This window comes from Cryobacterium fucosi, from assembly GCF_004403515.1.
GTDB classification, from domain to species: domain Bacteria; phylum Actinomycetota; class Actinomycetes; order Actinomycetales; family Microbacteriaceae; genus Cryobacterium; species Cryobacterium fucosi.
Map to the genome: position 1 here is coordinate 3,775 of NZ_SOHH01000005.1, position 20,454 is coordinate 24,228.

At 69.7% G+C, this 20,454-nt stretch carries 19 protein-coding genes; 9 read left to right on the plus strand and 10 right to left on the minus strand.

The genetic code is table 11. From position 1 onward, the window contains the following. Positions 1 to 24: 24 nt before the first annotated feature. The 5 genes from E3T48_RS00135 to kynA form a co-directional block, all read right to left on the minus strand. Positions 25 to 1,224, minus strand: a complete 1,200-nt coding sequence (locus E3T48_RS00135; protein ID WP_134521873.1) for an IS110 family RNA-guided transposase — start codon at positions 1,222 to 1,224, stop codon at positions 25 to 27. 249 nt (positions 1,225 to 1,473) lie between these two features. After that, positions 1,474 to 2,172: a phosphoribosylformylglycinamidine synthase subunit PurQ gene (gene purQ, locus E3T48_RS00140; protein ID WP_134521874.1), complete on the minus strand. Its 699-nt coding sequence runs from the start codon at positions 2,170 to 2,172 to the stop codon at positions 1,474 to 1,476. Next, positions 2,172 to 2,441: a phosphoribosylformylglycinamidine synthase subunit PurS gene (gene purS / locus E3T48_RS00145; RefSeq protein ID WP_134521875.1), complete on the minus strand. Its 270-nt coding sequence runs from the start codon at positions 2,439 to 2,441 to the stop codon at positions 2,172 to 2,174. The genes purQ and purS overlap by 1 nt, the downstream gene beginning before the upstream one ends. Before the next feature lie 39 nt (positions 2,442 to 2,480). Continuing rightward, positions 2,481 to 3,839, minus strand: a complete 1,359-nt coding sequence (locus tag E3T48_RS00150) for a kynureninase (RefSeq protein WP_134521876.1) — start codon at positions 3,837 to 3,839, stop codon at positions 2,481 to 2,483. A 1,086-nt stretch (positions 3,840 to 4,925) separates the two neighbouring features. Continuing rightward, positions 4,926 to 5,780, minus strand: coding sequence for a tryptophan 2,3-dioxygenase (kynA, locus tag E3T48_RS00160; RefSeq protein WP_134521878.1), 855 nt, complete (start codon positions 5,778 to 5,780; stop codon positions 4,926 to 4,928). 161 nt (positions 5,781 to 5,941) lie between these two features. On the opposite strand from kynA, the gene E3T48_RS00165 reads away from it, so the two are divergent. From E3T48_RS00165 to E3T48_RS00200, 8 genes are all read left to right on the plus strand, one after another. Next, positions 5,942 to 6,664 carry a TetR/AcrR family transcriptional regulator gene (locus tag E3T48_RS00165; protein ID WP_134521879.1) on the plus strand — a complete coding sequence of 241 codons (723 nt, stop codon included), beginning with the start codon at positions 5,942 to 5,944 and terminating at the stop codon, positions 6,662 to 6,664. Next, positions 6,661 to 7,755: a LacI family DNA-binding transcriptional regulator gene (locus E3T48_RS00170; RefSeq protein WP_134521880.1), complete on the plus strand. Its 1,095-nt coding sequence runs from the start codon at positions 6,661 to 6,663 to the stop codon at positions 7,753 to 7,755. Before E3T48_RS00165 ends, E3T48_RS00170 begins: the two co-directional genes overlap by 4 nt. A 155-nt stretch (positions 7,756 to 7,910) precedes the next feature. Continuing rightward, a complete protein-coding gene (locus E3T48_RS00175) occupies positions 7,911 to 9,563 on the plus strand; it encodes an ABC transporter substrate-binding protein (RefSeq protein ID WP_134521881.1) in 1,653 nt (550 codons plus the stop codon). Between the two features lie 113 nt (positions 9,564 to 9,676). Continuing rightward, complete coding sequence (locus E3T48_RS00180) at positions 9,677 to 10,657, plus strand: ABC transporter permease (RefSeq protein WP_134521882.1); 981 nt, start codon at positions 9,677 to 9,679, stop codon at positions 10,655 to 10,657. After that, positions 10,654 to 11,595 carry an ABC transporter permease gene (locus tag E3T48_RS00185; protein WP_134521883.1) on the plus strand — a complete coding sequence of 314 codons (942 nt, stop codon included), beginning with the start codon at positions 10,654 to 10,656 and terminating at the stop codon, positions 11,593 to 11,595. The genes E3T48_RS00180 and E3T48_RS00185 overlap by 4 nt, the downstream gene beginning before the upstream one ends. Next, positions 11,592 to 13,352 carry an ABC transporter ATP-binding protein gene (locus E3T48_RS00190; protein WP_134521884.1) on the plus strand — a complete coding sequence of 587 codons (1,761 nt, stop codon included), beginning with the start codon at positions 11,592 to 11,594 and terminating at the stop codon, positions 13,350 to 13,352. Before E3T48_RS00185 ends, E3T48_RS00190 begins: the two co-directional genes overlap by 4 nt. After that, on the plus strand, positions 13,349 to 14,251 hold the full coding sequence (locus E3T48_RS00195) for an alpha/beta fold hydrolase (RefSeq protein ID WP_134521885.1): 903 nt from the start codon (positions 13,349 to 13,351) through the stop codon (positions 14,249 to 14,251). The genes E3T48_RS00190 and E3T48_RS00195 overlap by 4 nt, the downstream gene beginning before the upstream one ends. Positions 14,252 to 14,308: 57 nt before the next feature. After that, positions 14,309 to 15,553, plus strand: coding sequence for a glycoside hydrolase family 1 protein (locus tag E3T48_RS00200; protein WP_134521886.1), 1,245 nt, complete (start codon positions 14,309 to 14,311; stop codon positions 15,551 to 15,553). Positions 15,554 to 15,716: 163 nt separating this feature from the next. Here E3T48_RS00200 and E3T48_RS00205 read toward each other — a convergent pair whose 3' ends face one another. The 4 genes from E3T48_RS00205 to purD form a co-directional block, all read right to left on the minus strand. Next, a complete protein-coding gene (locus E3T48_RS00205) occupies positions 15,717 to 16,583 on the minus strand; it encodes a VOC family protein (protein WP_134521892.1) in 867 nt (288 codons plus the stop codon). A gap of 237 nt (positions 16,584 to 16,820) precedes the next feature. Beyond that, positions 16,821 to 17,198, minus strand: a complete 378-nt coding sequence (locus tag E3T48_RS00210; protein ID WP_134521887.1) for a VOC family protein — start codon at positions 17,196 to 17,198, stop codon at positions 16,821 to 16,823. An 87-nt stretch (positions 17,199 to 17,285) separates the two neighbouring features. Continuing rightward, positions 17,286 to 18,248 carry a phosphoribosylaminoimidazolesuccinocarboxamide synthase gene (locus E3T48_RS00215; RefSeq protein ID WP_241986465.1) on the minus strand — a complete coding sequence of 321 codons (963 nt, stop codon included), beginning with the start codon at positions 18,246 to 18,248 and terminating at the stop codon, positions 17,286 to 17,288. A 22-nt stretch (positions 18,249 to 18,270) separates the two neighbouring features. Continuing rightward, entirely contained in the window at positions 18,271 to 19,539 is a 1,269-nt protein-coding gene (gene purD, locus E3T48_RS00220) for a phosphoribosylamine--glycine ligase (RefSeq protein ID WP_134521889.1), read from the minus strand. Positions 19,540 to 19,706: 167 nt separating this feature from the next. On the opposite strand from purD, the gene E3T48_RS00225 reads away from it, so the two are divergent. Beyond that, positions 19,707 to 20,072 (plus strand): sterol carrier family protein, encoded by a 366-nt coding sequence (locus E3T48_RS00225; protein WP_134521890.1) that lies wholly within the window; start codon positions 19,707 to 19,709, stop codon positions 20,070 to 20,072. A 69-nt stretch (positions 20,073 to 20,141) separates the two neighbouring features. Here the strand turns inward: E3T48_RS00225 and E3T48_RS16570 are convergent. Beyond that, positions 20,142 to 20,454, minus strand: a 313-nt coding sequence (locus E3T48_RS16570) for a hypothetical protein (RefSeq protein WP_198417593.1), incomplete at its 5' end; no start/stop codon positions are given.

Genomic DNA, 20,454 nt, shown 5'->3' on the forward strand with positions numbered 1-20,454 from the left:
GGGGGGGGTGCCCCTATCTTGTTGTCAAGCGGTGAGCTGGTGCTCGCTTTGATAGAGGGTGCCGTCGCGGAGCATGGCGAAGAGGACGTCGCACCGCCGCCGGGCGAGGGCGATGAGGGCTTGATTGTGGCGTTTTCCTTGGGCGATTTTGCGGTCGTAGTAGGTCCGTGACACCGGGTCGCGCAGCGCCGCGAAGGCGGAGAGGAACAGGGCTCGTTTGAGGATCTTGTTACCCCGCCGGGACGGATGTTCGCCGCGGATCGAGGATCCGGATCGCCTCGTGACGGGGGCGAGGCCGGCGTAGGCGGCGAGGTGGCCGGCGGTCTCGAAGTGCTTGCCGGCCACCTCGGTGAGGAGCCTGGCCGCGGTCCTGACGCCGACTCCGGGCATGCTCGTCAGGACGGGTGAAAGAGGGTGGTCGTTCACCAGCTTCTCGACCTCGACCGCGATGTCGGCGCGCTGCTGTCGGAGCGCTGCGAGCTGTTCCGCCAAGCGGGGCAGGACGGTTGCGGCGGCGTTGGTGCCGACCACGACAACGGTCTGCTCGCTCAGCGCCCGAGTGATCTCCTCCGCGAGGCGGCGTCCCATCCTCGGAGCCCGTTTGACGAGTCGGGTGGCCATCCGGGTCGTGCCGGCTGCTTTCATCGCCGCCGGGGACGGGTAGCGCTGCAGCAGATCGAGCATCGCCGGATGGTCCAGATGCGGGCCCACGACCCGCTCCAACGCGGGGTGAATCTGCGTCAGCAGGCCGCGGATCCGGTTGCTGGTCGCCGTCATCTGACCCACGATGTCGTCGTCGAAACCGCACAGCATCGACAGCTCCGCGACCGATTCGTCCGCCAGCTGAATCGACCGCAGCGCATGCGGCAACGTCCGTGCGGCCTGGGCGATGATCGCCGCATCGCGGGCATCGGTCTTCGCCTCCCCGGCGTGCAGGTCGGCTATGCGGCGCATCGCCAGGCCGGGGAGATAGCCGACGAGGACGTTCTCCGCCTGAGCGACGGCGATCGGCAGGGCGCCGATCGTGGCCGGCTGATCGACGACCACGAGCACGGTGCCGGACTGTTTCAGCTGCTGCAACACAGCCCGCATCTTGCCCTCATCGTTCGGTAAGGCCTTGTCGAAGAGGACCTTGCCCGCCCTGTCCAGGGCGACAGCGTGGTGTTCGCCTTTGCCGACGTCGACACCGACGAACACGTCGACGCTGTCATAGCTTTCGATCATGAATGCTCCCGTCTCCTGTTATCGCTGGCCAGGAACCACGGCATCAAGTCTCGGCATCCACGTTACGAACGGCCTAGAAACGAGTCCGGCCCAGCCCCTATCAGCGATCACCTGATGCCAATCAGACCCGGTGACACCACCCCCCGGATCATCAACGACTGGGGGCAACAATCATGCCGGGCCTGACGGGCCAACACCCTCACACAATTGCACAATCAAGGGATACGAAGAAGGTAACGGGGCGGGGGCTCAGGCGGTGGCGAGCACCCGCTGGATCACCGAGGTGAAGAAGGTGAGGCCGTCGACGCCGCTGCGCATGGCGTCGGCGGTGTCGGGGCCGAAGCCGGGTTCGACGGCGTGCTCGGGGTGCGGCATCAGCCCGACGACATTGCCGCGGGCGTTCGTGATGCCCGCGATGTCGTTCAGGGAACCGTTGGGGTTGACGCCGACGTAGCGCACGACGACGCGGCCCTCGCCCTCCAGTCGCTCCAGCGTGTCGGCAGCGGCGATGAAGCCGCCCTCGCCGTTCTTGAGCGGGATGGTGATCTCCTGGCCGGCCTCGAAGCCGCTCGTCCAGTCGGTGGCCGTGTTCTCCACGCGCAGCCGCTGGTCGCGGCAGACGAAGGAACCATGGTCGTTGCGGATCAGGCCGCCGCCCAGCAGGTGCGCCTCGGTGAGCATCTGGAAGCCGTTGCAGATGCCGAGCACCGGCATCCCCTTGTTCGCGGCGTCGATGACCTCGGCCATGATCGGGGAGAGGCTGGCTATCGCGCCGGCTCGCAGGTAGTCGCCGTAGCTGAAGCCGCCGGGCAGGACCAGGGCGTCGACGCCGTGCAGGTCGTGCTCGCCGTGCCAGAGGGCGACGGGCTCCGCGCCGGCCAGGCGGATCGCGCGCTGGGCGTCACGATCGTCGAGCGAGCCGGGGAAGGTGACGACGCCGACGCGCATCAGTGGGTCTCTCCGGCGGGTGCCTCCAGCACGTGGATCCCGACGACGTCTTCGATGACCGAGTTGGAGAGCACGGTGTCAGCGAGGTCCTGGATCTCGGCCAGCACGGCGTCGTCCACGTGCCCGGCGACGGTGATCTCGAACCGCTTGCCCAGGCGTACACTGGTGAATCGGGTCTTGCCGAGGCGACCGAGAGCGCCGGCGACGGCCTTGCCCTGCGGGTCAAGCAGCTCGGCCTTGGGCATAACTTCTACGACGATTGTTGGCATGGTTCACTCCGGAGACGTCAGGGGGTGGATTCCACGATTCTACAGGCCGGTGGGGGTACCCCGACCTGCCTCGGCGCCGGCCGCGAGTCCGCTCTGGCCCAGCAGCACCCCGCGGAGCACGTCGCGGATCGCGGCGACGCCCTCGAAGGTCTCCACGAAGCTGGTGCTGAGCGGCGAGAGTCCGATCCGCAGGGCGTCCGGGCCCCGGAAGTCGGGGATCACGTCGTGCTCCCAGAGCGTCTTCGTGACCTGTCGCATCGCCGGGTGGTTGATCGTCACGTGCCCGCCCCGGTGCGTGTGCTCTCGCGGCGAGGTCACCCGCACGCCCAGCGGCACCAGCCAGGTGTCGACGAGGCTGAGCGCGAACTCGGTCAGCGCCACCGATTTCGCCCGCACCTGGTCGATGCCGGCCTCCTCGATCATGGCGATGGTGTCCTGCATGGCGAGCATCCCGACGATGGGGGGCGTTCCGCTCATGAAACGACGGATGCCGTCGGCCGGCACATACCCCGGGCCCATCGTGAAGACATCCTTCGTTCCCATCCAACCCTGGATCGGCTGGGTGAGCACGTCCTGCAGGTCGCGCCGCACATAGCCGAACGCGGGTGCGCCCGGCCCGCCATTGAGATACTTGTAGCTGCAACCGACGGCCAGGTCGACGTCGCAGAGGTCGAGTTCTACCGGCACCGACCCGACCGAGTGGCTGAGGTCCCAGAGCACGAGCCCGCCGACGGCGTGCACCTGATCGGTGATCGCCCGCATGTCGGCGAGGAAGCCGGAGCGGTAGGCGACGTGGCTGAGCAGCACGAGGGCGGTCTGCGGGCCGACCGCGTGCCGCACCTGGTCGACGGTGACCCCAGCGGCCGGGTCGGAGTGGATCCAGTGCAGGGTGAGCCCCCGCTCGGCGGCGATTCCCTCGAGCAGGTACCGGTCGGTGGGGAAGTTGTCGGTGTCGAGAACGATCTCGGTGCGCACGGGGTCGGTGTCGATCCGGCGGTAGTCGACCGCCGCGCGGGCCAGCTTGTACAGCAGCACGGTGGTGGAATCGCCCACGAACACCTGGCCTGACCCGGCGCCGAGCGCGGCCCGGCCGAGGTCGTCGCCGATCTTCAGCGGCAGGCCCATCCATTCCTCGTCCCAGCCGCGGATCAGGCGGGTGCCCCAGTCGTGGGTGAGGAACTCGGTGATGCGGGCCACGCCGGCCAGGGTGGGCCGACCGAGCGAATTGCCGTCGAGGTAGGCGAACGGATTCGGGTTGGCGTCGCCGACGGCATCGGTGCCGACGAACTGGCGGCGGTAGTGGGCGAGGCCGTCGATGCGGTCCATCCGGCGGGCGAAGGCGAGCTGGGCATCCTGGCCGCCGAGGCCGGCGTGGCTGCTTTCGGTGCGGGGGGTCATCTGGCTTCCTCGGTTTCGAGCGGCTGGTGTGGCAGGCTCCCATGATGACCGACTTCCCCGGCGGCTGCAGCCGGGACCACCCGCGCCGTGCACAGCCAGCGGGTGAAATCGCCGGGGTCGTCGGGGCGCTCGCCCGGGATCATCGTGGCGGGGAGGCCGGCGCCGGTGCGCGGGAGGGCGCCCGGATAGCGCCCGATGGAGTCGGCGGTCAGGGCGCGGAGGAGGTCGTCGGAGGAGAGGCCGCAGGCCAGCAGGGCGTCGAGCTCGCGCCGGTTGAGTCCGACCGGCAGCGGCCCGTTGCCGAGGTCCGTGCCGTAGAGCACCTGGCCGCCGCAGGCGTGGAACCGGCGCAGGTTGTCGCCGGCCCGGGCGAAGGCCTCGGTCGGCCGACCCCAGCCGTGGATGTCCAGGGTGCTGATCCAGGTCATCCGGCCGGCCATGGCGCCGATCAGGTCGTCGTCGAGGAACTCGTCGAACGGGGTGTGCGCGAGCACGTCCACCCCCAGGTCGAACGCGGCGCGCGCCTGGCCGGCGCCCTCCGCGTGGGCGACGACCGGCACGCCGCGCTCGTGCGCCCGGGCCACGATCGCGGCGAGCACCACGCCGGGCAGCACCGGACCTGCCGCCGTGTTCAGGGTGACCTTGATGACGGATGCGCCGGACGCGAGCTGCCGGTCGACGGCCGCGGCGGCATCCGTGGCGTGGGCCACCTCGCAGACGCTGCCCGGCGGAGTCCAGTCCTGCCTGGCCGGNTTGATGACGGATGCGCCGGACGCGAGCTGCCGGTCGACGGCCGCGGCGGCATCCGTGGCGTGGGCCACCTCGCAGACGCTGCCCGGCGGAGTCCAGTCCTGCCTGGCCGGGTAGCCGCCCGGAGTGGTGAGGAACTGGCCGGCGCAGGCCGTCCGCGGGCCGGTGCCACCGGCATCCGTCGTCGCCGCCGTCGCCGGCGGCCCGCCCAGGTCGAGCACCCTGGCTATCCCGCCCGCCGCGAGGGGCGCGGGGTCGATCAGGGCCAGGTGCACGTGCGCGTCGAGGAAGCCGGGGTAGACGGTGCCGGTCATTCGGCGGGTCGCCGCCCGCGGCTCAACTTCCGAGCTCCGTGCGCACGGCGAACAGCTCGGGGAAGAAGGTGAGTTCGAGCGCCTTCTGCAGGAATGCCGCGCCGCTCGAGCCGCCGGTGCCGTGCTTCATGCCGATGATGCGCTGCACCGTTTTCAGGTGGCGGAACCGCCAGAGCTGGAAGTTGTCCTCGAGGTCGACGAGTTCCTCGCAGGCCTCGTAGGCACCCCAGTGCAGGGTGGCGTTCTCATAGATCTCGCGGAAGACCGTCACCAGCTCCGGATGCAGCACCCACGCCTCCGTGACGTCCCGCTCGAGCACCGCGTTCGGGATCGAGAATCCCTGCCGGTGCAGGTAGCGCAGGAACTCGTCGTAGATGCTGGGTGACTCGAGCATCTCGGTGAGCAGCGCGCGCGCCACGTCGTCGCTCTCGAACACGCTGAGCATGCGCCGGTTCTTGTTTCCGAGCGCGAACTCCACGGCCCGGTACTGGTACGACTGGAACCCGGAGGAGTTGCCGAGCACCCCCCGGAACTCGGCATATTCGCTCGGCGTGAGGGTGGCCAGCACGGACCACTGTTCGGTGAGGGTCTTCTGGATGTGCTTGACCCTGGCGATGCACTTGAGGGCAGGGGAGATGCGGTCGAGGCGGAGGTGCTCCGTGGCGGCCCGCAGCTCGTGCAGCACGAGCTTGAGCCACAGTTCGGTGGTCTGATGCTGGATGATGAACAGGAGCTCGTCGTGATGCTCGGGCGAGCTCACCGGCTTCTGGGCACCGAGCAGGGTGTCCAGGTCGAGGTAGGAGCCGTAACTCATCCGGTCCCGGAAATCGGTCACGATCTCCGGATCGAACTCGCGGGTGTTGTTCTCGACCGGCATGCCAGCTCCATTCCGCACGGCCGGCATCGGGCCGCGGTGCCAGGTTTCGTTGTCTGCATTCTCGCGGGACACGCCGACGGACGCAACATGACGGACCGTGAACGCCGGTCGTGGAGGATCCCCTCCGCGAAGTCGGAGGTAAGGGTCCTAGAATCAAGCCCATGACTTCGTCCGAACCGACCCAGCAGGACGGGACGCAGCCGAGACGGCGTGACGCCCGGCAGAACCGCGAACGTCTCCTCCTGGAGGCACGCGCCCTGATCGCCGTGCACGGCGTCGACGCGTCCCTGGAGGAGATCGCCCGCCGCGCCGACGTCGGCGTGGCCACCCTGTACCGCAACTTCCCGACCAGGGACGACCTCATCCGCGCGTTGCACGAGATCGCCCTCGCCGAGCTCGCCACCGTGAAGGACGAGATCGCGGCGGCCCCGACCGCGTGGGACGGCATCGTCGTCTACACCGAGCGGGTGGCCGAATGGCTCGTCGCCGATCCGGCCCTCCCGCCGATCCTCAAACGGATGGAGACGATCGACCCGACCCTCGGCAAGGGCAAGGAATTCCAGACCGTGATCGCGTCTCTGGTCGCCCAGGCGAAGGGCGACGGCGCGCTGCGCCCGGACGTGGACGCGGTCGACCTCGCCGTGCTTGTCACGATGGTCGGTTCCCTCGGCACCCTCGGCGGCGGCTACTCCGGCCAGTGGCGCCGCCAGCTCTCGATCGTGCTCGACGGGCTGCGCTCGAAGGACCTGGACCGGCCGAAGCTGCCGGGGCGCCCACTGGCCGCGCGGCAGTACCAGGCCGCGGTGCACGGGTTGTCCCGGCGCGGCAAGCGGGCCGCCGCCCGCCCGCCAGGGACGGGACCGGCGACGACGCCGGGGACATGATGAAGGCCTCGACCGTCTACGACGTGGCCGCCCACGCGGGCGTGTCGATCGCAACGGTCTCGAGGGTGTTGCGTCGGCCTGCCGATGTACGCGCATCCACCCGGGAGAGGGTGCTCGCGTCGGTCCAGTTTCTCGGCTACGTGCCCAGCGCCAGCGCCCGCGGTTTGGCCGCGCGCCGCACGGGCGTGCTCGGCCTGTTCTTCCCCGGCATCGACGACGAGGGCGACAGTGCCGAGGTTCCGTTCGTGCAGGACATGAGCGTCGAAATCGTGGTGGACATCCCCGATTCGGGCGAGGTGCGGCCGCCCAACCTCTACTTCGACGAGGTGCTCAGGGGAAGCGAACGTGAGGCCTGGCGCCACGGCTTCGCCCTGATGGTCGGCGTCGGCCGCGGCACCAACCCCGCCGAGATGGTCAACGACATCGCCGGCCGGGTCGACGGGATGGCCGTGCTGGCCTGCAGCGTGCCGGACGACCTGCTCGACCATGTGTCGCGGCGCATCCCGGTGGTGCTGATCGCCGGTCCCCGGCGCGGGGACGACTACGACCACGTGAGTGTGAGCAACACCGAGGGGATGCGGGCACTCACCGAACACCTGATCGAGACCCACCGGATCACAGAGCCGGTCTACCTGGCCGGGCCGGTCGACTCGCCCGACGACGCGGAGCGCTACCTCGGCTTCGTGCAGGCCCTCACCGCGGCCGGCATCGACGCGGCCGGCCTCCCGGTGCTGCGGGGCGAGTTCTCCCGGATCCGCGCCCGCCACCTCGCCGGGGAGATGCTCGCGGCCGGCGGCCTGCCCCGCGCCCTGGTCTGCGGCAACGACCAGATGGCCCTCGGCCTCCTTGACGTGTTCGGCCCGGCCGGGATCCGGGTGCCGGAGGATGTGATCGTGACCGGGTTCGACGGGATCGAGGCCGGCCGGCTCTCGACCCCGCGGCTGACCACGGTGCACCAGCCGATGGCCGACCTGGGACGGGCGGCGATGCGGGCCATGCTCAGCCGGCTGCAGCATCCCGACCAACCGCCGATCACCTCGCGCCTGCCCGTGAAGGTGCTCCTGCGGGAGAGCTCCGAAGGCACGGTCTGAGCGGATTCGCGGCGCTTTCGGTCGCCGCATCGAGAAAAGTGTTGCGCAACAGAATGTAAGCGCATACAGTTGAGGGAACGCCTCAGGTGGTCCGGTTCACCGGCTTTCGGCCCCCACTGCCACAGGTCAACGACGACACAAGGGATTCAAGAGCAATGAAGCAATTGAGATTGCGCATCGCACGAACGGCATTGGCCGTGGTGGGTGTGACCGCACTGCTGGCCACCAGCGCGTGCAGCATGAACGTCAACAAACAGTCTGCCGGTTCGAGCGATGGTTCGCTGCTCGTGGCCGCCGACAACGGTTCGCCCACCTTCGAGAAGAACTTCAACCCCTTCTCGACCAGCAAGCGCGTCGCCACGACCTACATGTACGAACCGCTCGAGGTGACCAACACCCTCGACGGAAAGGCGACGCCGTTCCTCGCCACCGGCAACACCCTGCCGGATGCCAGGACGGTCGTCTACGACATCCGCAAGAACGTCACCTGGTCCGACGGCGAGGCGTTCACTCCCGCCGACGTCGCCTTCACCTTCAACCTGGTCAAGGCCACCCCGGCGCTCGACACCTGGGGCGTCTGGCAGCACATCGAGAGCCTCGAGGTCGTCGGCGACACCGTCGTCTTCCACCTCCAGGCGGACGACGTTCCCGCCGCGTCGATCATCGACCAGCAGCTGATCGTGCCGGAGCACATCTGGAAGGATGTCAAGGACCCGGTGACCTGGAAGAACGAGAAGCCGGTCAGCACCGGCCCGTTCGTACTCGACACCTTCACCGCCAACCAGTACACCCTGAAGAAGAACCAGGACTACTGGCAGGCCGACAAGGTCGCCGTCGAGAGGCTCGTGCTCCCCGCGGCCAACAGCCAGCTCGACGTGGTGAAGAACGGTTACGACTGGGCCTACGCCTTCATGACGGATGTCGAGGGCACCTGGGTTGCCGCCGACAAGCAGCACAACAAGTACTGGTTCCCGCCGGGCGGCACGGTGACGCTGTCGCCGAACCTCACCAAGGCGCCGTACAACGACGTGAACTTCCGCCAGGGCCTGAGCCTCGCACTGGACCGCGACAAGATCGCCAAGGACGCGGAGCAGGGCTACGTGGAGGCGGCCGGCCAGTCCGGCCTGCTGCTGCCGAACCAGGAGGCGTGGCTGAACCCCGACCTGCCTGAGCGCGGGGCCGTCGTCCAGAACGAGACCGCGGCGCTCGCCGCCTTCGCCAAGGCCGGCTACACCAGGCAGGGCGACAAGCTCGTCGACGCGAGCGGAACGCAGCTCAGCATCAACATCCTCACCGCGAACGGTTACACCGACTGGCTCCAGGGCCTGCAGACCGTGCAGTCGCAGCTGGGCAAGGTCGGGATCGATGTCAAGCTCAGCCAGCCGCAGCCGGCCGCCTACACCGAGGCGCTCAGCAAGGGCGACTTCGACATGGCGATGAACAGCTTCGGCGGCACCGGCAGCGTCTTCCAGGACATGAACACGCTACTGAACAGCCAGTTCGCCACCCCGATCGGCACAGGGACGACCGGCAACTACGGCCGTTTCAACGACCCCAAGGTCGACGCGCTGCTCGGCCAGCTCAAGGCATCCACCGACGAGGCGGACCAGAAGGCGATCTCCGCCCAGCTGCAGACCGTGCTCTACGAGCAGCTGCCCGTGATCAGCCTGTTCTACGGTGGCCTCTGGGGCCTGTCCAGCGACAAGAACTTCACCAACTGGCCCAGCGAGGACAACGCCTACGCTCCGCCGAACACGTGGAACTCGACCCCGCTGCTCATCCTGACGAATCTGAAGAAGGCGTCCTAACCCAGGGACGGTGAAAGCGGGCGGGTGCCCCTGGGGGGACTCGCCCGCACCCGCCACCCCGCGGCGAATTCCCGTGAATGCGCCGGCCTGTCCAGACTCGAAAGGAACGATCCGTGCGCTATCTGCTGGGCAAGGTCGGCCTGCTCCTGCTCACCCTGTGGGCGGCGGTCACGCTGAACTTCCTCCTCCCGCGACTCATGCCGGGTTCCCCGGCGGATGCCGCGATCGCCAAGCTCGCCCAGAACGGCCCGGTCAGCCCCTCGACCAGGGCCGCGATCGAGGCCCAGCTGGGCGTGCCGACCGGCAGCGCCTGGGACCAGTACCTGCAGTACCTGAACAACGTCGTTCGCTTCGACTTCGGAGTGTCGTACACGTTCTTCCCGCAGAGCGTCGCGAGCCTCGTCGGCACCGCGCTCCCGTGGACCCTGGTGCTGGTCGGCTTCGTCACGATCGTCGCCTTCGTCTGCGGCACCCTGCTCGGCGTGCTAGCCGCCTGGAAGCGCGGCACCTGGCTCGACACGCTGCCCACCGTCGGCGGCACCTTCGCCAGCGCCTTCCCCTACTTCTGGACAGCCCTGCTGCTCCTGTTCTTCCTCGGCTATGTCGCCGGCTGGTTCCCCACCTCCGGGGCCTACGGCAGTGCGGCCACGCCCGAGTTCACCGGCACCTTCCTGTTGGACGCCCTCTACCACTCGATCCTGCCGGCGACGACGATCCTGATCACCTCGCTCGGAGGCTGGATCCTCGGCATGCGCAGCACCATGATCAACACCCTCGGCGATGACTACGTGACCTTCGCGGAGGCCAACGGCCTGCACCCTGGCACCGTCGCCATCCGTTACGCGGCCCGCAACGCGATCCTGCCGAACCTCACCTCGTTCGGGCTCGCGCTCGGCGGCGTCGTGGGCGGCTCGCTCCTGGTCGAGAGGGTGTTCAGCTACCCAGGGGTCGGCTACCTGCTCTACACCGCGGTGGTCAACCAGGACTTCCCGCTCATGCAGGCGCTCTTCCTGATCATCACGATCAGCGTGCTCCTGGCCAACTTTATTGTCGATATTCTGTACGGCATCCTGGACCCGAGGACACGGCGATGACCCCCACCGGCACGACCCGACCGGCCACCTCCGCGGTGAAGACGATCAGCCGGGGGCACCACGACGCCGGGGCCAATCCGCTGCGCGTCATCCTGCGGGCGTTCCTCACCATCTGGAGCGTGCCCAAGGCGCGGATCGGAGTGGCGCTGCTCGGCGTCTTCGTGCTCCTCGCCGTGTTCGCCCCGGTGCTCGCCCCCTACGGCGCGACCGACAACAGCTTCGACCGGAGCGAGGACATGAGCGCGGCGCACTGGCTGGGCACCACGGCCGCCGGCCAGGACGTGCTCTCCCAGATCATCTACGGCGCCCGCGTCTCCGTGTTCGTCGGCTTCGTCGCGGGGCTGCTGTCGACCATCATCGCCGTGTTGATCGGCCTGAGCTGGGGTTACCTGCGGGGCCTGGCCGGCGACGTGATCAACTTCATCGTCAACCTGTTCCTCGTGATCCCGGCGCTCCCGCTGATGATCGTGATCGCCGCGTATCTCCAAAACGGCGGCATCGGCATGATCGTTCTCGTCGTCGTGATCACCGGCTGGGCCTGGGGTGCACGCGTGCTCCGCTCGCAGACCCAGTCGCTGCGCTCCCGCGACTTCGTCACGGCGGCCGTGTTCAGCGGGGAGAGCCCGGCCCGGATCGTGTTCCGGGAGATCCTGCCGAACATGACCTCGCTCATCGTCGGCAGCTTCTTCGGCGCCTCGACCGCGGCGATCCTCGCCGAGGCCGGCCTCGAGTTCCTCGGCCTGGGCGACTCGACCACCGTGAGCTGGGGCACCATGCTCTTCTGGGCGCAGAACAGCAACGCTCTCCTCACCGGCCAGTGGGTGCTTCTCTTCGCCCCCGGCCTCTGCATCTCGCTGCTCGCCACCTCGATGAGCCTGATCAACTTCGGCGTCGACGGGCTGAGCAATCCGCGCCTCCGGGAAGGAGCACAACGATGAGCCTCGTCAGCGTGCAAGGCCTGTCGGTCGTCTACGAACCCAACGGCGCCGAGCCGGTGCCCGCCGTCAAGGCGGTCTCCTTCGACCTCGACCAGGGCGACTTCGTCGGGCTGGTCGGCGAGTCGGGCTCAGGCAAGTCCACCCTGGGCTTCGCTCTGACCGGGCTGTCCAGGCCGCCGGCCCGCGTCTGCGCGGGCAGCATTATCTTCGACGGTGTCGACATCGCCGGCCTGACGCCCAGCCAGCTGCGGGTGCAGCGGCACGGTGGCTTCGCCATGGTGCTGCAGTCGGGGATGAACGCGCTGAACCCGGTGCGCAGCATCCGCAACCACTTCTTCGACATCTTCGCCGCCCACGGCCACGTCGCGGGCCGGGACAGGGAGGCCAGGGCGGCAGAACTCGTCGGCAAGGTCGAACTTCCCGCAAGCGTGCTCGACCGGTTCTCCGGCGAGCTGAGCGGCGGGATGCGTCAGCGCGTCTCGATCGCGCTGGCCCTCTCCCTCGAACCACGCCTGATGGTCTTCGACGAACCGACGACCGCGCTCGACGTACTCGTGCAGCACGCCGTGATGGACACCATCCGGGAGCTGCAGAAAGCGGAACGGTTCACCGCGGTGCTGATCAGCCACGACCTCGGAATGGTCCTCGAGGTCACCGAGCGGGTGATGGTCATGCACGACGGGCTGATCGTGGAGGACGCCACCGCGGCGGAGATCCTGGCCGCGCCGCGGCATCCGTACACCCGGATGCTGCTCAGCCACTACGGCGACCCGCGCGCGGCCGTCGTCGAGGTGCCGGGGCTCGCCTCCCGCGGCACGGAGCGGGCAACGAATGTCGCGCAGGCCGTTGCCGGCGGAGCCCCGGTGGTCGAGCCGGTGGTCGAGCCTGTCGAGCCGGTGGTCGAGCCTGTCGAGACCACCCCGACCGTGCGCAGACGCGAGGGCCGCGCCGCGCGGGAGGCGATCGTCGTCTCCGGGGTCTCCAAGGTCTACCCGCGGCACAGTCGTCGCGACCAGCCCGTGACGGCGGTCAACGACGTGTCCTTCACCCTGGAGCCGGGCGCGTCGATGGCGCTCGTCGGTGCGAGTGGCAGCGGCAAGAGCACGATCGCCAAGCTGATCACGGGGGTCGAGCATCCGACCAGCGGCACCATCACCTTCGGCGACCTGCGGATCGACACGATCAGGCGGCGGCAGTTGAAACGGCTGCACACCGAGGTGCAGATGGTGTTCCAGGACCCGTACGCGGCACTGAACCCCCTGCACACCGTCGAGTATGCGCTGACCCGGCCGGTGCTGAACTATTCCTCCCTGCGCGGCCGGGACGCCCGCCGCCGCGTGCTCGAACTGCTCGAAACCGTCGGGCTCACCCCCGTTGAGCAGTTCGCGGCCCGGCTGCCGCACCAGCTCTCCGGCGGGCAGCGGCAGCGCGTCGTGATCGCCAGGGCGCTCGCCAGCGACCCGCAGGTGATCGTCGCCGACGAGCCGGTGTCGATGCTCGATGTGTCGCTGCGCGCCGGGGTGCTCGCCCTGCTCGACAGCCTGCGCGAGACCTGGGGGGTGAGCATGCTGTACATCACCCACGACCTGCTCAGCGCCCGGCTGGTCACCGACCAGATCATGGTGCTCAACCAGGGGTCGGTGGTCGAGGAGGGCCGCACCGCGACCGTGCTGCAGAACCCGCAGGACGACTATACGATCCGGCTGCTCGATGCGATCCCCGCGCCGCGAAGCAGCGCGCCACGGAACCCCTCATGACCCCCACCCCCTGGCCCACCGTTCCCCCATTCGGAGCACTCCCCATCCCGCCGGCGGATGCCGTGGAGCACCTGGGCCTCGACCTGCCGGTCGGCCGGCTGACCGCGATCCGCTCCCGGCCGGCCGGCCCGGTTCGCGGCGTCGTGCTGCTCGTTCCCGGCTTCACCGGCTCGAAGGAGGACTTCACCGCGTTCCTGCCGATGCTGGCCGAGCTGGGCTGGGACGCCTGGAGCTACAGCCAGCGCGGCCAGGCGGATTCCGCCGCGCCCGCGGGGCCGGACGACTACACCCTCGACCTCTTCGCCGGCGACGTGGTCGCCGTGGCGGAACTCGTCGGCGCCGGCCGGCCGGTGCACCTGCTCGGCCACAGCTTCGGCGGGGTCGTCGCCCGCGCCGCGGCGATCGCCTCTCCCGGTAGCTTCGCCGACCTCACCATGCTCTGCTCCGGCCCGCACGGCTGGGCGGGAAGACTGGAACGGGAGTCGGAAATCATCCGGTCAAAAGGCTCCGCCGGCTGGTGGAACGCGGACAACCCGCACACCGTCGGCCGCCCGGATGCCGAGCTCACCGCCGACGAAGCGTTCCGCCGGCTGCGGATGGGCCGCACCAGCGACGACAACCTGATCGCCGGAGCCGGGATCCTCGCCGACGAGACCGACAGCACCGGCGAGCTGCTGGAGACCGGGCTCCCCGTGCTCGTCGCGCACGGCGCCGCCGACCTGGCCTGGCCCACGGGTTGGCAGCAGACGATGGCGCTCCTCCTCGACGGGCAGTACGCCGTCATCCAGGACGCCGCCCACTCGCCGCAGCTCGAGAACCCCGCCGCCACCGCGGCCGTGCTCGACGGGTTCTGGGCCACCACGGGCACCGGCCCGGTCCACCCTGCCGCCGCGGGCTAGGCATCCGTTCATACTTTCCCGCCACTCACCGCCCAGCAATTGCACCAAGGAGTTTTCGTGCTCAGTTTTCCCCAAGGATTCCTCTGGGGCGCCGCCACCGCCGCGCACCAGGTCGAAGGCAACAACGTCAACAACGACTGGTGGGTGAAGGAACACGCCCACGGCACCCGGATCGTGGAGCCGAGCGGCGACGCGATGGACAGCTACCACCGCTTCGGGGAGGACATGAGGCTGCTCGCCGACGCGGGGCTGGACTCCTACCGGTTCAGCATCGAATGGAGCCGGATCGAGCCGGCTCCCGGCTGCGTCTCCCGAGCCGAGATCGACCACTACCGGCGGATGGTCGACACCGCGCGGGACAACGGGCTCAACCCCGTCGTCACCCTGATGCACTTCACGGTGCCGCAGTGGATGTTCGAGCGTGGCTTCTGGCGCAACCCGGACGCGCCCGACCTGTTCGCCCGGTTCACCGAGCTGGCCCTGCCGATCGTCTCCGAGGGCGTCGACTACGTCTGCACCATCAACGAGCCGAACATCGCGGCGATGCTCGCCGGCGGGGAGACCGCGGCCAACCTCGTCGCGTTCGGGCTGCCCCGGCCCGATCTTCAGGTGGCGGATGCCCTGCTCGAGTCGCACAAACGCTCCCGCGAGGTGCTGTCCTCGGTCAGCGGGCTGAAGTCGGGCTGGACCGTCGCCACCCAGGCGTTCCAGTCGACCGGCGAGCCCGGTGCCGACGAGAAGCTGCACGAGTACGGCTACCCGAGCGACGACTGGTACCTCGAGAACGCCCGCGGGGACGACTTCATCGGCGTGCAGGCGTACACCCGCACGTTCATCGGACCGGGCGGTCCCATCCCGGTGCGGGACGACGTCGAGACCACTCTGACCGGGTGGGAGTTCTACCCGCCGGCCCTCGGGCTCGGGGTGCGCGCGGCCTGGGAGCTCAGCGGTCACGTGCCCGTCATGGTCACCGAGAACGGCATCGCCACGGCCGACGATGCCCGCAGGATCGCCTACACCGCCGAAGCGCTCCGCGGCCTGCACTCGGCCATGGAGGACGGCGTGGAGGTGCTCGGCTACCTGCACTGGAGCGCCCTGGACAACTACGAGTGGGCCAGCGGATTCGGCCCGACCTTCGGCCTGATCGCGGTCGACCGGAAGACCTTCGTGCGCACCCCGAAGCCGAGCCTGGCCTGGCTCGGCGAGGTCGCTCGGCGGAACGGCCTGGCCGACGAGCCGATCGAGCCCGCGGCATCCGTCGAGCCAGTCGAGCCCGTCGCGTCCGCGGCATCCGTGGCGTGACCCTGTCGCGGGCGTGACCATATCGCCGAGTTCTACCTTTTCGGTCGAACCCGACCCGCGCACCGGTCGGGTTCGACCGAAAAGGTAGAACTCGGGGGTCGGTGAGCCCGGTGGGGCCGGAGGGGTGCCGGGAGAGGGCCGGCCGGCGGTCGCAGACCGGGAGTCAGGCTGCCGGAGTGGGGCTGTCGCCTTTCGCAACGCTGAGGGTTGCGCGGACGACGATCTGGTTGCCCCACGGGTCGTCGAAGCCGAGGGTCTGCCCGTCGTGGCGGGTCTGGACGCCGAAGTGGGACATCCGTTCGCCCAGCGCGCCCATGTCGTCGACGGCCGGGAGGATGATGTCCACCTCGCCCAGCCCGAGCGCGAGCCGGCGCTTGCCGGCGCCGGCGCTGTTCCAGGTGTTCATCGCCATGTGGTGGTGGTAGCCGCCGGCGGACACGAACAGGGCCGCGCCGCCGAGCGACGCGGTCGCCTCGAAGCCGAGCCGGTCGACGTAGAACTCGCGGGCCGTGGCGATGTCGCCGACCGAGAGGTGCACGTGGCCGACGATGGCGTTGCCCGCGGAGGGATCGGCCTGGCCTGCCTCGGTGAGGTGCTCGCCGATGAACTCGTTCGGGTCGAGGTAGAGGGTCGCCATCTCGACCTGGCCGTGCGTCCAGCTCCAGGCGGTGCGTTCGCGGTCCCAGTACAGTTCGATCCCGTTGCCCTCCGGGTCGGTGAAGTAGAACGCCTGGCTGACCAGGTGGTCGGCGCTGCCGGTGAACGTGCCCGGATGCTTCGTGCCGACCGAGTAGACGGCCGCGGCGAGCTGCGCCTGGGTGTCGAAGAGGATCGCGGTGTGGAACAGCCCGCTCGATCGCGGTTCGGCCGCCGCAAGCTCAGGGGCGTGCTGAAGGATGACGATCGGGGTGCTGCCGCGGCCGAGCACGGCGACGGGGCCGTCCTGGCTCTGCAGAGTGAGCGTCACCGCGTCCCGATAGTAGGCGACCATGGCGTCGAGGTTGCCGACGCGCAGGGTCACCGCGCCCATTCCGGTGGAGGGAGGCAGGAGGTCGTTCGCAGAGTGGCTCACAGTTGCTGAAACGGATGCCGGCCCGCCGGTATTCCGTCGGTGTTGAGCACAACTCCTGCTATTTCTCGGTCGACGGCTCCCACGGCCCGGAAACACGCGGCGGATGCCCGCACCAGCCGGAAATAGCAGGAGTTATGCGGGACGGTGTGGTGCGCTGGAGAGGGTAACGGAGGCGGGGCGCTCGAGGCCGGGTGCTCAGTCCTGGTGGAGCTGGACCAGGTTGCCGCAGGTGTCGTCGAAGAGCACCGAGGTGCCGGAGGCATCCGTGTTCGGCTCGCCGGTGAAGCGCACCCCGAGGGCGGTGAGGCGGTCGTAGTCCGCGCGCACGTCGGGGGAGCCGAGCACGATCGCGGGCAGGCCGAGGGCACGCAGCCCCTGGGCGTATTTCGTGGAGATCTTGTTGTCGCTCGGCTCGAGGAGGAGCCCGACGCCGGTGGGGTCTTCCCTCGACTTGACGATGTAGAGCTGGTGCTCAGGCATGGTCAGCAGTTCCTCGAAACCGAGGACGGACGTGTAGAAGTCGAACGCGGCCGCCGGGTCGTTCACGTGGACACTGCACATCTTGATTCGCATGCCGGGAGCGTAACATTTTCGGGGCAGCGGGCGGGTGGGCGTGACTGCCCGCGACACGGGCGCCTGGTCGACACGGGCGAGCCGGCGTCAGCCCTTCGCGGCGAGGCCGGCGTGCGTGAGCCGCTCGAGCAGCTCCAGGTAGCGGGCCGAGGTCCGCTGGATGATGTCCTCCGGCAGGGCAGGCGGCGTTCCGGTCTGGTCCCAGTGGGCGGCGAGCCAGTCGCGCACGATCTGCTTGTCGAAGCTGGCCATCCGCTGCTCGGGGGTGCTGCCGGAGCGCCACAGGGCGGCGTCCCAGTAGCGACTGGAGTCGCTGGTGAGCACCTCGTCGGCGAGCGTGATCACGCCGGTGGCGCGGTCGGCGCCGAACTCGAACTTCGTGTCGGCGAGGATGACGCCGGCCTGCTCGGCAATGAAGGAGGCCTGGCCGAAGATCTCGAGCGAAAGCCGGCGCAGCTCGGTCGCGACCGGCTCGCCGACCAGTTCGACGGTGCGCTCGAACGAGATGTTCTCGTCGTGCTCGCCCATCGGCGCCTTCCAGGCCGGGGTGTAGATCGGGTCGGGCAGTCGATCGCCGTTGCGCAGCCCGGCGGGCAGCGGGATGCCGCACACGGCCTGGCCGGCCTGGTATTCCTTCCAGCCGGAGCCGGTCAGGTAGCCGCGCACGACGCACTCGATCGGGAACATGTCCAGGGTCTTGCAGAGCATCGCCCGGCCCGCGACGGCGGCGGGGATCAGGCTCGTGACAGCGCCGTTCACGGTGTGGTCGGGCACGAGGTGGTTCGGCACTCCGGCCAGCCGGTCGAACCACCACAGGCTGAGAGTCGTGAGCAGCTCGCCCTTGCCGGGGATGCCGGGTTCGAGCACATGGTCGAAGGCGCTCACGCGATCGCTGGCGACCACGAGCACCCGGCTGGCGCTGGCCAGGTCGAGGGGGGCATCCGGGTTCGGGCCCGCGGGAACGTACAGGTCGCGCACCTTGCCGGAATAGGCGTGGCGCCAGCCCACAAGGTCGAGGGGAGCGGATGCGGGCTGGTCGAGTGAGGTCACGGTCTCATTCTCTCGCACGGAGTCAGCCGGCGACGCGGGCGGCGATGTCGGTGCGGAACTGCGAGCCCGGGAGGGTGACCAGGGCGAGCGCGTCGTAGGCGCGGCCGCGGGCATCCGCGAAGCCGTCGCCGACCGCGACGACGCTGAGCACGCGCCCGCCGGTCGACACCAGCACGTCGTCGACCACCGCGGTCGCCGCGTGCAGGATCGTCACCCCCGGCACGGCGGATGCCGCGTCCAGCCCGGTGATGGCCCGCCCGGTGACCGGGGTTTCAGGGTAGTTCTCGCTCGCGACCACGACCGTGACGCAGGCGTCGGCCGAGAAAACCGGGCGGGCCAGGCCGCCGAGCGTGCCGGTGGACGCGGCCAGCAGCAGGCCGGAAAGCTGGGTCACAAGCCGGGGCAGCACGACTTGGGTCTCCGGGTCGCCGAAGCGGGCGTTGAATTCGATGACGCGGATGCCGGCATCCGTCAGGATCAGGCCGCAATAGAGCAGCCCGATGAAGGGAGTGTCCTCGTCGGCGAGCCGGCGCACGGTGGGCAGGGCGATCGTCTCGATGACCTCGTCGATGAAGGCCTGTTCGCTGCCGAACCGGGCGTCGAGCCAGGGCAGAGGGGAGTAGGCGCCCATGCCGCCGGTGTTCGGGCCGGCGTCGCCGTCGCCGAGGCGCTTGTAGTCCTGGGCGGGGGAGAGCGGAAGCACGGAGTGGCCGTCGCTGAGCAGGAAGAGCGAGACCTCCTGCCCGTCGAGGAATTCCTCGATCAGCACGCTGCCGTGTTGCAGCCAGTGTGTGGCGTGGGCGAGCGCCGCGGGGCGGTCCTCGGTGACGAGCACGCCCTTCCCGGCGGCGAGGCCGTCGGCCTTGACCACGTAGGGCGACCCGAACTCGTCGAGCGCCGCCGTCGCCTCGGCGAGCGTGCCGGCCCGCACGGCGCGGCCGGTCGGCACGCCGGCCGCTTCCATGATGCGCTTCGCGAAGGTCTTGCTGCCTTCGAGGGCCGCGGCGGCCCTGCCCGGGCCGAACACGGGGATCCCGTGGGCGCGCAGCGCATCGGCGACCCCGGCGACGAGGGGGGCCTCCGGGCCGATCACGACGAGGTCGATGCCCGTCAGGTTCGCGTAGTCGGTGACCTGCCCCGGGTCGGTCGGGTCGAGCGGCACCACCGGAACGTCCCGGGCGATGCCGGCGTTGCCGGGCGCGGCGACGACCTCGTGCGCCGGCCGCTCACGGAGCAGGGCGGTGATGATGGCGTGCTCGCGGGCACCGGAACCGAGGACCAGAATTCTCACCGGTACAGGCTATCGGATGCCGCGCCCGGCGCCCCCACTCCCTCGTCCGGCGCACCGTTCCGCGCACCGTTCCGCGAGAGTGCAGTTTTGGCCCCTTCGCGTGTTGCGAAGGGGCCAAAACTGCACTCTCGCGAGGGGGAATGGAGGCGGCACGGCAGAATGGGGGGATGGCCAGGGCGAGGATCGACGACGGAGTGGGCCGCGCGGCGGTGCGCCGATACGCGGCGGATGCGGCGGGGGCGAGCCGGGACATCCGTGCGCTCGCCGTGCGTTACACGCTGCAGCTGCTCTCCGAGGAGGCCAACGGCAACACCCTCGAGGTGCGTGTTCCGCCGTTCGGGGCCGTGCAGTGCATCGCCGGGCCCCGGCACACCCGTGGCACCCCGCCCAACGTGGTCGAAACGGATGCCGCCACCTGGCTCTCCCTCGCCACCGGGGCGCTTTCCTGGGCGGACGGCCTCGCGACCGGGCGCATCCACGCCTCCGGCCAGCGGGCCGACCTCGCCGCGCACCTCCCGATCCCGTTGGGCTAGTTGCGGCGAGCCCGGTTGGGCCGAGCCCGGGTGTGCCGAGACGGGTGCGCCGAGACGGGCGCGCGGCAGTCAGCGGAGGATCGCGGTGACCTCGGCCAGGGTCGGCATCGAGCGCGTCGCGCCGGGGCGGCTGACCGACAGGGACGACGCAACGGTCGCCCAGCGCACCGCCTCGATCATCTCCGCCTCACTGACAGCGGCGGTGGCAGTGGCACCGGCGGCAGCACCGGCTGCGCCCCGCACACCAGTATCGGCATCGGCATCGGCATCGGCTGCAGCACCGGCACCAGCACCGGCTGCGGCACCGGGACGCGCGTTCGCGGCGGCAGTGGCGCCAAGGGCGCGGCCCGGACCGGCCGCCAGCCGCGCGACGAGCGCGCCG